Source organism: Arthrobacter sp. FW306-05-C (assembly GCF_021801725.1).
GTDB lineage: Bacteria > Actinomycetota > Actinomycetes > Actinomycetales > Micrococcaceae > Arthrobacter.
This window is the reverse complement of the sequence record NZ_CP084556.1, coordinates 3,581,473-3,593,362: the sequence shown is the minus strand read 5'-3', so window position 1 is coordinate 3,593,362 and position 11,890 is coordinate 3,581,473. Positions and strand designations below refer to the sequence as shown.

Annotated in this window: 5 protein-coding genes and 1 pseudogene; 5 read left to right on the top strand and 1 reads right to left on the bottom strand. The window is 66.0% G+C overall.

Annotated elements, in window-relative coordinates; translation table 11 throughout:
* Window positions 1–12 precede the first annotated feature (12 nt).
* Together LFT44_RS16710 and LFT44_RS16705 are read left to right on the top strand one after the other, a co-directional pair.
* Window positions 13–660: a Poxvirus protein I5 gene (locus tag LFT44_RS16710; RefSeq protein WP_236799545.1), complete on the top strand. Its 648-nt coding sequence runs from the start codon at window positions 13–15 to the stop codon at window positions 658–660.
* Between the two features lie 107 nt (window positions 661–767).
* A complete protein-coding gene (locus LFT44_RS16705) occupies window positions 768–1,925 on the top strand; it encodes an MFS transporter (protein ID WP_442863785.1) in 1,158 nt (385 codons plus the stop codon).
* A 78-nt stretch (window positions 1,926–2,003) separates the two neighbouring features.
* On the opposite strand, the gene LFT44_RS16700 is transcribed toward LFT44_RS16705, so the two are convergent.
* Window positions 2,004–5,303 (bottom strand): family 78 glycoside hydrolase catalytic domain, encoded by a 3,300-nt coding sequence (locus LFT44_RS16700; protein WP_236799543.1) that lies wholly within the window; start codon window positions 5,301–5,303, stop codon window positions 2,004–2,006.
* Window positions 5,304–5,631: 328 nt separating this feature from the next.
* Between LFT44_RS16700 and LFT44_RS16695 the strand changes: the two are divergent.
* The 3 genes and pseudogenes from LFT44_RS16695 (at window position 5,632) to LFT44_RS16685 (ending at window position 11,797) form a co-directional block, all read left to right on the top strand.
* Window positions 5,632–6,728 (top strand): annotated as a pseudogene (locus LFT44_RS16695) (IS110 family transposase).
* A 362-nt stretch (window positions 6,729–7,090) separates the two neighbouring features.
* Window positions 7,091–11,539, top strand: a complete 4,449-nt coding sequence (locus tag LFT44_RS22010) for an RHS repeat domain-containing protein (protein WP_272910866.1) — start codon at window positions 7,091–7,093, stop codon at window positions 11,537–11,539.
* A 36-nt stretch (window positions 11,540–11,575) separates the two neighbouring features.
* A complete protein-coding gene (locus tag LFT44_RS16685; protein ID WP_236799542.1) occupies window positions 11,576–11,797 on the top strand; it encodes a hypothetical protein in 222 nt (73 codons plus the stop codon).
* Window positions 11,798–11,890 lie beyond the last annotated feature (93 nt).

The following is an 11,890-nucleotide window of genomic DNA, read 5'->3' as shown; positions in this document are numbered from 1 at the left end:
CAAAGGAAGAAAATGAGCGTTATGGACAGCACCACACCCGCATCCAGGCACGAACCCATCCCGGTGAACCGGTTCGCCCTGTTCTCCGAAACCCTTTTGGCAGGGGTGCTGGTGCTGGTGCTGTCCCTCCCGCTCGTCACCATCCCGGCCGCATACGCCGCCGGGACCGCCCACCTCGAACGGCACCTGAACGGCCGGGACGATTCCGTCCGCGGCCTGTGGTGCCTGTTTAAAGCTGCCCTGCCGGGCAGCTGGAAACTTGGCAGCACGACGGCGGCAGCCGCCGTCGTGATTGTCCTCAACCTTTTGCTCGCCTGGGTTGGGCAGCTCCCCGGCCGCGGCCTGGTCCTTCCCGCCACGCTCATCCTTGCCGCCGGCGCCGCCATCGTGCTGCTGCGCACCGCATCCGCCTGGTCCGACTACGCAGGGTCCGACTTTGCAGCCGCCGGAACCACCGGCAAGGACACTTGGCGCCGGGCCCTCGAAAGCGGCCAGGCATTCTCCCTCCGTGACTGGACCGGGTCGCTGCTGCTGGCCGCCGCCCTGTTTTGTGCCGTGGTCTTCGTCTGGATGCTCGCCGCGCTTTTCGTCGTCGTCCCCGGAACCCTCATCCTGGCCGCCGCCGCAGTGAAGCTGCGCTCCGGCCGCACCAAACGCTGACTGTGCCTGCCCGCCGCACGCGCTCCCTCCAGTCAGAACAAGCCGTCAGCAGCCAGCCCCGCTGGTACCACCCCCTAAGGCAGCACAACTACCGGCTCTTCCTGGCCATGCAGCTGGCCGGCAGCCTCGGCGTGTGGATGCAGCGCCTGGCCCAGGACTGGCTAGTGCTGCAGCTGACCGGAAGCCCCGCTGCGGTGGGCGCCGCCGTCGCCCTCCAATTCCTGCCCATGCTCGTGGTGGGTCCACTCGCCGGACTGGTGGTGGACATCTTTCCGAAGCGCCGGATCATGATGGTGTGCCAGTCCATCATCGTCCTGCTGGGCCTGGGGCTCGCGGCCTGGGCTGCCGGCGGCACCATCACCGTGTGGGTGGTCTACGCCAGCTGCGTTGCCCTGGGCATCATCGCCGCGGTGGACCAGCCCACCCGCCAGGTCTTCGTCAACGAGGTGGTGGGCGACGCCGCGCTGCGGCCCGCCATCGGACTCAACAACGCGCTGTCACAGCTGGGGGCGATGGCCGGGCCGGCGCTGGGTGGCGTGCTGATTGCGCAGGCAGGGCCTGCAGCGGCCTTCGCCGCCAATGCGCTGATTGGCCTGGTGATACTGGGCCTTATTGCCGCCGTCCGACTCCACGAACTGCACCCCACCGCGCCGGCCGCGCGGGGGCGCGGACAGGTGCTCGCCGGGTTCCGTTACGTCAGGGAGCGGCCGCGCCTGCTGCTCCTCATCCTGCTGGCGGGGCTCATGGGCGCGTTTGGAATGAACGGACCCGTTGTCCTTGCCGCGTTCGCGCAGCAGGTGTGGCACAACGGCGTGGAAGGCTTCGGCCTGTTCAACACCGTCAGTGCCGTTGGGACCCTGGCCGGTGCGCTCCTGGCGGCCCGGCTCGGCAACATGGGCCGCAAGGGCATCGTGGCCGCGGCGGGCCTCTTCGGTCTGTCGCAGCTGGTGGCCGCACTGATGCCCAACGTGGTGCTGTTCATCGGCATGCTGGTGGTGGTGGGCATGATGACGCTGCTGTTCCTGACCAGTGCCGCCACCGTCGTCCAGCTGGAGGCCGGGCCCGCCATCCGCGGCCGGTTTATGGCGCTGTACCTGCCGCTCCTGTTGGGCGGCCACGCGTGCGGCGGGCTCCTGGCCGGCTGGCTGACCGAACAGTTCGGCGTCCGGACCGGACTGGTGGCCACCGGTGCTTTGGGAATGCTCTCCGCGGCCGTGGTGGGACTGCTGCTGTGGTGGCACGGGCGGCGGCAGGCCCGGGTTTGACGCTGCACCCCTGCGCGAGATGGCACTTCGCGGCAGTGGCTTGCGACCGGATTGCCGCGAAGTGCCAACTCGCAGGGTTCAAACAGGGGTGAACGTCCAGGTTCCGGTGTGGACGCGGAATTCGCGGGCGGCGCCGGGGATTTGCTCGTCGGCTTCTGCAGCGGAATCCACGACGGCGGCATCCGCACCTTGGTCCTGCAGGATCCCAGGTCCCTGCACCCCGTAGCTGCCGGCGGGCAGGCGGACCGTGGCTGCGGTTCCGGGCGGCACCGTGCACTCCAGCTCCACCAAGCCGCCGCGGCGCCGCCAGTTCGCATGCACGTATCCGTTGCCCACCGGAACGCTGCCGCGGGCATGCTCCAGCCGGCACACGGGCGGTTCGACCAGCACGTCGTTGCCGCCCGGAACGAGGTAACGGATGCCCAGCAGGTACTCCAGGATCTCCTTGACGACCGACGCGGACCAGGCATGCGACTGGCTGTAGTCCGTGCCGTCTTCCAGGTCCCAGGCCTCCCAAGTGAAGGTGGCCCCGCGGTCAAGGAGCCGGGCCCAGCCGGGCTGGTTCGTGTTGGTGAGGAGGTCCAGCACAGCGTCCGTTTTGCCTTGGCCCAGCAGGGCCCGAACCAGCCGGTGCACAGTCATGGGCCCCTGCCGCATGCCCATCCCGGCGATCCGGTCGGCATCTGTGGCAGCATATCCAGGATCGGTGATGCCCAGGGACAGCGGAAAGGATGTTGCGTGCTGGGAGGCGTGGGAGCTGGGTGTGCCATCGCCGTGGAGTCCGTCAACCATGACGCCGTCCACCCGGAGCCGGGTCCGGATGGCGTCGGCAAGGCCGCGGGCTGCGGCGGAATAACGGACCGCGGCGGACTCGTCGCCTGCCGCGCTACAAAGCCGGGCTGTCGAGACCAGCGCGCAGTAGGCCTGCGCGTTCACGGTGGTCTTGGCCGCGCATTCCATGTCGTAGCCGAACCGCCCGGGCGCGGGCCAGTCCACGATGCCGTGCAGGTAAGGTCCGGAGCCGCCGCCCAGCCTGGTGACCAGTCCCGCCGTCGGGCCCTCCGCCGGAACGTACCGCAGCGCATAATCAGCCGTGTCGCACAGGTGGGGGAGCAACTCCCGGACCAGGGCCAAGTCCCCGGTTCGCAGGTGGTACTCCTCGGCCCATTCCGGCAGCATCAGGGAGAAGTCGGGGATGTCCCGCTTGCCGTCGCCGTTGGGGTAGACGGCGTTGTAGCGGCCCTTTTCCCCTGCGGCGCTCCAGTAGCGGCGGGCGGACCATGCGAACTCCCGCAGGGCCTGCACCGTGCAGGTGTGCTCGCCGAAGAGCGCCATGGTGGCATACGAAATGTTGGCGGCGTCCGCCAGGAACTGGCCCTTCTCCCGGGTTGGGGTGTCCACGAACTGCTCCTGCACCCCGTAAAGCGCGGAGTCGCGCAGCAGCCCGAACACGGCGTCCAGGACCGGGTCCGAGCTGCTGAAGCTGCCTTCGCCGGGATGGCTGGCGTGGACGGTAGTGGCACCCACGCGGGACACCTCTGCGGCGTCGATCCCGGGCAGTTCAAGGTAGCGGAAACCCAGGTGCACCGAGGCGCGGAACTGCTGTGGCCCGGCCGCCTGGGTGTAGGGGAAGGACATGTCCGTGTTCTGGCTGGCGGTCTTCCCGGCGTCAACCCTGCCGTCGGGGCGGAGGGCGTAACCGGCCCGGAGCATCACGGTGCGGCCGGGGACTCCGTCAAGGAAATCCACCTCCGGGCGGGCGGGAAGGACCTGGCCGAAGTCCGCCACCATCGTGCCGTCGTCGGCGGTCAAAAACTGCCGCGGTGCCACGAACTCCCCGGCAAGGAGCGTCCGGCGGGGGTGCAGGCGGGGAAAGTCCGACGACGGGTGGCGGCCCGTAACCACAGCGGCAGGCAGGTCATCGGCCGGGTCGAGTGCCGCAGCGGCCAACCCGTCCAGGTGCTCGACCGGATCGCCCTCATCGTTCCGGTAGCCGGACTGGCGGTACGGCGCCTCGGCGGCGGACCAGCCGGGGCCGGAGGCGAGAACGTCCCGGCGGCCGTCGTCGTAGTCCACGGTGAGCCGGACCAGCAGGCCAGGGACCCCCGCTGCCCGGCCCTGGCCCGGGCCGTACCAGTGGAGCAGGGCCGTCACCGGGGCCGCCGAACCGGCGGGCTGCCCGGCCAGGATCTCCGTGACGTCGGCGGCGTCGTAATAGCCCTCGCCGGGGTAGCCGAACGATGTGGTGTTCAGGCAGGGCGTTCCGGCCACGGAGAGCTGGGCGTGGTGGTGTGCGGCAACATAGAGCCGCGCCCGCCGCACCGTCCCGGACAGCTGGAGGGCCGTGCGGAACAGGGTCCACTCGTCGGGCTGGCGGTGGGTGGTGGTCCGGGGCCACTGGGCCAGGCAGGCAAGGCCCTGGTTATCGTCCACGTCGAAGCGGTGGTCAAAAATGAGGGCTTCCGGCCTGCCGGCAGTGGTGTCGGTGAGCCGCAGCGCGGCGTACTCGGCCTGGCTCCGCGGGCCCTGATGCAACGCCAGCAGGGCGGAATCATCCGCAGCGGCGGGCTGGTCAACGGCCAGCAGCTCCGTCCCGTCCAGTGTGACGCGAATGGTCCTGCCGTCATCGGTGACAACCAGGTCCCGCCAGCTGCCCGGCGCCGGATCCTTGGCCCGGGCGCTGGCCAGTACCGGAGTGTCGGGCACGGGGGAGGGGATCTCCCATTCCGGGGCGGGACGCAGTACAGCGCTGCCGTCCGGGTCCAGTTCGAGCAGCAATCCGGTTCCGGCGCCGCTGCTGCGGAGCAGGAGCCCGGCGAAGCCCATCACGGGCCGCAGCCGCGCTTCAAGCCGGAAGCTCCGGAGCGCAGGGGAGGGGAGGGGCAGGAAAGGGGAACCGGCCACGCGGAGTGAATGATTGAGGATTTCCAGCGGGGCGCGTCCACCCGGGGCACGGCCCATCCAGCCGGCCTGCCAGGAGCCGTCACCGAGGCCGGTGCTGAAGGGTTGCAGGGCGGACCAAGAGCCAGGACTGCCGGCTGCGTCCAGAATGCGCACGCGCCACGCGTAGTCCGTGTCGTCCGCGAGCCGGGGGCCGCCGTAGGGAACACCCCGCTGTGTAGCGCCGGCCATCTGTCCGGAGCTCCACAGCACCCCGCCCCGGGCGTCCCGGATCTCAAGCTCAAAGCCCACCTGCCGTGCAAGGGCGGGGTCGGCGTCGTCATCCTGCCCGAGCTGCCAGCCGAACGCAGGGGACGGGGCCGCCGTCAGGCAGGGGGAAAGACCGTCCGTGAGGAGGTTGACGGCGTACAGCCGACCCTGGCTCCCGGGCCGGGTTGCACCCTCGGCTGCCGCCTCCTGCAGTCCCGCCCGGTCCATCATCAGAAGGCCGGGAGGTCAAAAACCGCTGTGAGTCTTGACGTGGTTGGTCTGGGACTAGCTGGCAGTGTTGGTGCCGGTCGTTCTGCCCGGGGCGTGACTCGAAAAACAACTTGCCCCGTTGAGGGTGCGTTTCCCCCGACTTGTCCGCGCCGGGTTGGAGCGGCCGGCGTTGGCCTGTCCCACGTCGGTGGCTTGATTAGAAGCTTGCCCAGCCTCTGCAGGTTGTGGCTCATCACAGTTTTGCCTCGAGGTGACTCTTTCCAGGCCCAGTGCCGGCCGTTATGCGGCCGTTCTTGCCCGTTTGAAAGGAAGGAGGGCCGCAGCGTTGACTATCGTTGCCCAGACCCGCCCGTTCGTCATCGGCGTGGACTGTCACGCCCGCACCCACACCTACGCCATCATCGAGGCCAGTACCAGGCGACAAGTCGCGAGCGAGCAGTTCCCGACCACCCCTGCAGGGATTTCCCGCGCCCTTGCCTGGGTCGGCCGACGGACAAGCGGCGACATGGCCTGTCTATGGGCCGTTGAGGGCGTCGGCACTTACGGGGCACGCCTGGCCCGGGCAGCCACCAGCGCTGGTTACGACGTCGCGGAAGCACCAAGGATGAACGCCCGCGGTCGCCGGGGGATCGGCAAATCCGACCCGCTGGACGCTGCCGCCATCGGAACCGCTGTCCTGGGCCTCGAGGAGTCCCAGCTCCGGGCCCCTCGCAGGGATGAAGGAACGCGTGCCGGACTCAGGATCCTGAGTGCAGCACGGGACCAGCTGACCCGGGACCGGACACTGAATGCCAACGCACTCCTGGCCCTGCTCAGGGCAAACGATCTGGGAATCGACGCCCGTAAACCGCTGGCTCCCGCCCAGATCACCACGATCACCAGATGGCGGGCCCGGCAGGAACCGATCGAACTATCCATTGCCCGCGAAGAAGCCGTCCGGTTGGCCCGCCGCGTCCTGGAAGTCACAACACAGCTGGCCGCGAACCAGAAGCGCATGACTGAGCTGATCCAGCAAAGCCCCGCAGCTCCCTTGTTGGAGATGGTGGGCGCCGGGGCTGTCACAGTAGCGACCGTCCTGACGGCCTGGTCCCATCCAGGAAGGCTCCGCAACGAAGCCGCCTTCGCGTCAATGGCGGGGTGAATCCCTTGCCAGCCTCCAGCGGCAACACCGTCCGGCACAGGCTCAACCGGGGCGGTGACAGGCGCCTGAACCGGGCCTTGCATACCATCACGATGACCCGAATGGTCCACGATCCCGGAACACGGGACTACGTCGCCAAACGCACGCAGGAAGGGCGAAGCTACCGCGAAATCCGAAGATCCCTCAAGCGCTACATCGCCCGAACCCTCTACCGACAACTCAACACCCTGTACGCCACCGCCGAACCGGTCCCATCACCCGTTGCCGGGGCAGCCCCTTAGCCCGGAATGGGAGCACACGAAGTACATCACCCAGGATGATCAGCCTTGGCGGCGGTCGTCCGGACCTCCAGGCATTGCCAAGAACGCGGCCAGCGCAACTGCACGACAGTGACGGATGGGCTTTCGAAAATGATGGCGGGCACTTCCGCAGTTTTGTCCAAGGTTTTGATCAAATCGTTGCTGATTTTTGGCGTGGGGGTTTAGCGTCAGGGCATCACTCGTTGGGGGGTTCGGGCTTTCGATAACTGGGGATTGCCGCGGATCTTTTCGTAGAAAGCTCGTGGGGGATGTCTACTGTTCAGCGCTCGATTCGTTCTGCCATTTTTCGGCCTGTCTCAGCCGGTTTTCTTGCCATCAGGGCGGTGATCACCACCGTTGTTGCCCTGAGCATCACGATCGCGGGGCTAAGCGCACCGGCGTTCGCCGTTCCTGGGAGTGTCGGTTCGGTCTCCGCTGCTCCGGCCTCCATCCAGACGCCGGGCCTGGCTCCGATGCAGTCCACACCTTCGGTGCAGGCCGGTGTGTTTGTGCCGGTACAGGGCAGGGTGGTGGACACCAGAACCGGTCAGGGCGGGATTACCGGTCCGCTGACGCCGAACACGTGGTACCCGTTCCAGATCCTGGGCGCAGGCGGGGTCCCGACCACTGGTGTGGATGCGGTGTTGGTGTCGTTGACGGTTGTGGGAAGTACCAGTGCCAGTGCAGCGCAGGTCGTGCCGAACACCGCCCGGCAGCGTGAGACGACGGTGTTGTATTCCGGGACCGGGGACACGATGTCCAATTCCGCGATTGTCGCCGTGGGGACCGACGGCAAGCTTGCCTTGCTGGCCACTACCTCGCAGCAGTTCATCGTCGATGTTCAGGGCTATTTCACCAGTGGGGATACCCCGGCTCCGGGCGCGTTCGTTTCGGTGCCAACATCCCGGGTGATTGATACCCGCGACGGGACGGGTTACCCGGCCGGTGCCTGGACGGGCACGGGGATCAAGAGCCTGACGTTGAAGGGCAAGGGCGGGGTCCCGGACACCGCAACGGCTGTGTTTGCCAATATCACCGTTATCAGCACCGATGCCCCGAACCCGATTTTCGAGACGCTTCCCGGCGGCGGCTTCGACGCCGGGGCAGGCCCGGGCACCTCACTGAACTTCCGCGGCAATGAGATCACCGCCGTCGCGGCGGTGCTGAACCTCAATGCCGCCGGCGTCGTGGATATCAAGCACTATGCGTCCACCTTGGGGGTGAACGTGATCGTTGATATCCAGGGCTATTTTGACGGGCAGGTCTCCAACAGTGCTTTCACGACGGTTGAGTCCCGGCTGTACGACTCGAGGCTGACGAACACCCCAATCGCGCCCTATGGCAGGATCGAGCTGCAGATTGCCGGGGTCGGCGGGCTTCCCGCAGCCTCGACAAACCTGGCCGGCGTGATGATGAACGTGACCCCGTTGAGCAGTGGCGGCGGGTTCCTGCGGATTTGGCCCTCTGATGAGCCCGAGCCGAACCTGAGCACCGTGAACTACTCCCCGGATCCGGCGTCCAACAACGTTGTCGTTCGACCCAGCGCCACAACGGGGAAGATCATGATCTACAACGAAGGGGCCAGCCCCGTCAATTACGTGATCGATTCCCAGGGCTGGTTCAACAACGCGAACCTGCTCCCACCGGTCACCGTTGACGGTTCCCAGTCAGGGGCCAGGGGCAAGGCCTCGATGGTTCCCCACACCCTTACCGACTCCGCGAAACTCGCACTCAATCCGACGAACGGCAACGCCGTGCTCACCGGCCGGCTGTTCAACATCCGTGGCATCGGGCAGGACATGAACATCGCCTGGCGGTACAACACCAGGTACGACCACCGCCCCACCCTGTCGATGGGCCGGCTGGAAACGGCACTGCGGTTTGATCCCGCGACGGGGAACATGATCTATACGGCCCCGGACGGCGGCTGGTACACGTTCGCCAACACCGCCGGAGTCTATGCGATGGCACCGGAGTTGAACGCTTCGTTGACGAAGATCTCCACCACCGAGTACTGGCTGCGGTTCAACGACACTGGCGTAATCAACGTCTACCAGGACGACGGGACCAACTTCGTCCTGGTCCGGTCCGTCGATGCGAATGCTACGAATCCGAATACCGTGGCCTACACCTACGGCAACCGCCGGCTGACGCAGACCACCGACACCCAGGGCCGCACCGTCTCCTACGTCTACAACGACACGAACAACCTGAACCAGCCATCCGCGATCACGGACAACTCCCTGAACCGCACCGTGAACATCGAATACGGCGGCGGCGAAGGCCGGATGTCAAAGATCACCGAGGCTACCGGCGCGGTCACCACCTTCGCCTACAGCAACGGCAAACTCAGCTCCTACACCGACGGCCGCACCAACACCACGGCCCTGACCTACGCCGCGGACGGATGGGTGAACACCATCACCTACGGCCAAGGCACCGCCGCGGCCGCGACCTGGACCCAGACGCACAACGCGGACGGCAGCCTCTCCTACCTGACCGACCCGAACAGCAAACAGACCACCTACACGCTGGACGCCAGCAAAACCCGCGTCCTCACCACCACGGACCCGAACGGCAACACCACCTCGGCAAAGTTTGACGGGCACGACAACCGCACCAGCAGCACCAACGGGCTCGGGCAGGCCACAACCTACGCCTACAATGCGGGTAATTCCCTGACGAAGATCACCTCACCTCTGGCCGGGCCCACAGGGACGGCAGGGGAGGTGTCCTTCACCTACCCGACGGCTATCGGGGACCCGCTCCTGAACTACCGCCCGGACACCTCCACCACCAGCGAAGGCAACACCAGCACCCTCCAGTACGACCCCAACACCAAAAACCCGTCAGCGATCCAGACCCCCGACGGGCTCGGCGGTACACCCCGCCGCTACTACCAGGGCGACGCGGCAGGAACGAGCTGTGGCGCCAAGCCCGGATCACTGTGCCGATCCACCGACGGCAACGGCAACCAAACGACCTACGCCTACGACGCGGCAGGCAACGTTGCCACCGTGACCCCGCCCGCCCCGCTTGGGCCCACCACCTACACCTATGACGCGGCCGGCAGGGTCGCGACGGCGAAAGACGGGAAGAACCAGACCGCGACCTACACCTACGACAACAACGACCGGATCACCCAGATCCGGTACGCCGCAACCTGCGTGCCCGCCACCTGCGTCGCCTACACCTACGACAACGCCGGCAACCTCACCACCCGCGTCGATGCCGCCGGGACCACCACCTACACCTGGGATGCGCAGAACCGGCCCACCGGTAAAACCATCGGCGGGGTCACCACCACCGTCACCTACGACGGGGCCTCGAATATCCTGACCTACACTGACCCGCTCGGAACCGTGACCTACCGGTACGACGGCGCCAACCGGCTCACCGCCCTGGCTGAACCCGGTGGGTCCTGTCCGGCCGTCCTGGTGTTCCCGAACAACACCAAATGCACCGGCTTCGACTACGACAAGGCCAACCGGCGCACCGTCACGAAGTACCCCAACGAGGTCAAGAACACCACCACGTACGACGGGGCAGGCAAGATCACGGACATCACCGCGACCAACGCCAGCAACACCGTCCTAGCTAAGCGTTCCTACACCTACACCAGCAGTGCAGGAAAAGACGGTGCGCTCCGCGCGACCATGAGCACCGACACCGGAGCGGTCACGACTTACGGCTATGACAAGCTCAACAGACTCACTTCATCACTTAGCGGTGGCGTCACGGATTCCTGGACCTACGACGCGAACAGCAACCGGCTGACCGAAGCGAAGACTGGGACCGCCACCGTCTACACCACGTTCAACGCAGCAGACCAGCTCTGCTGGCACGCCACCACACCCGGTACCTGCTCCGCTCCACCATCAGGGGCCGTGATGTATGGGTACGACGCGAACGGCAACACCACCCTCGCCGGCTCCACCGGCACCACCCAGGCGTACAACGTCTTCAACCAATTCACCACCAACACCAACGGCTCGACGGTAACGAACTACACCTACGCAGGGACCCGCAACGACGAACGCCTCACCGCAGGATCCACCAGCTTCCTCAACGGCTCCCTCGGTGTCGCGCAGCAGACCAAATCAGGTGCCAGCACCTCGTTTATCCGAGACCCCGACGGTAGGCTCATCAGCATGCGCACCAGTGCCGGCGCCAGCTACTACTACACCATTGACGCACTCGGCTCGACAATCCTGCTCACCGACAGCGCCCAGGCAAAAGCTGCGACCTACACCTACGACTCCTGGGGGCTTCACATCGGCAGCACCGGGACCCTAGCAGCCACCAATCCCTGGACCTACGCCGGCGGCTACAACGACACCACCAGCAACCGCATCAAATTCGGCGCCCGCTACTACAACCCCGGCCGCGGCCGCTTCACCCAACCAGACCCCTCCGGCAAAGAACAGAATTCCTTTCTATATGCCGGCGCTGATCCGATGAATAACATCGATCCCACTGGGCTCTTCACCTTTGGTGACGCCGTGGGCATCGGAATCGGATTTGCAATTCCTACAGTCATCACCGGCCTGGCATGCGTGGCCTCTGCCGGAGCTGGATGTCCTTTAGCGGTTGCTGCAGCTTTTGGTGCAGCATCTGGAGCTGTTGGTGGCCTTACAGGTAAAGCTGTGGCAGCTAGCATGAACGGGGAAAGTCAGCAATCAATAGATGCTGCAGCCCTCTCCGGATTTTTCAACGGAGCTATAACAGGAGCAGCCGGACAAATGAGAAGCGTCTACCTTGGACGGATAGCCGATCTATGGAAGTGGATCTGAGGGGAGTAATCGATGCGGGGTAAATGGGCCCTAGGCTTGCTGCTTCTGTTCGTCATCGGCATCAGTGTGTGGATTCAGGTAACAACGGGGTCGCAGATCGTCGTCGCGGTTGGTTTTGCCTTGGCCGGCATCCTGGGCTCCTACTTCGGGTGGCGATGGTCGCAAAACAAGTCGGCCGAGGTGGAAGGGTATCGCCAAGACCTGATCTCCAAGAAGAAACGCCAGGATCCGGAACCCGACGAAGGGCGAGATCACTAACACTTCGGGAGTCACACAAATAGACCAAGTCCTCGTTCGCTGATATTTGGTCAAGCTTTGGCGGGGACGGAAGCTTGTCTCGCAAAGTAACAG

Coding starts and splice junctions, on each gene's coding strand:
- LFT44_RS16710 (WP_236799545.1), top strand. CDS start 13: ATGAGCGTTATGGACAGCACCACACCCGCATCCAGGCACGAACCCATC.
- LFT44_RS16705 (WP_442863785.1), top strand. CDS start 768: ATGCAGCTGGCCGGCAGCCTCGGCGTGTGGATGCAGCGCCTGGCCCAG.
- LFT44_RS16700 (WP_236799543.1), bottom strand. CDS start 5,303: ATGGACCGGGCGGGACTGCAGGAGGCGGCAGCCGAGGGTGCAACCCGG.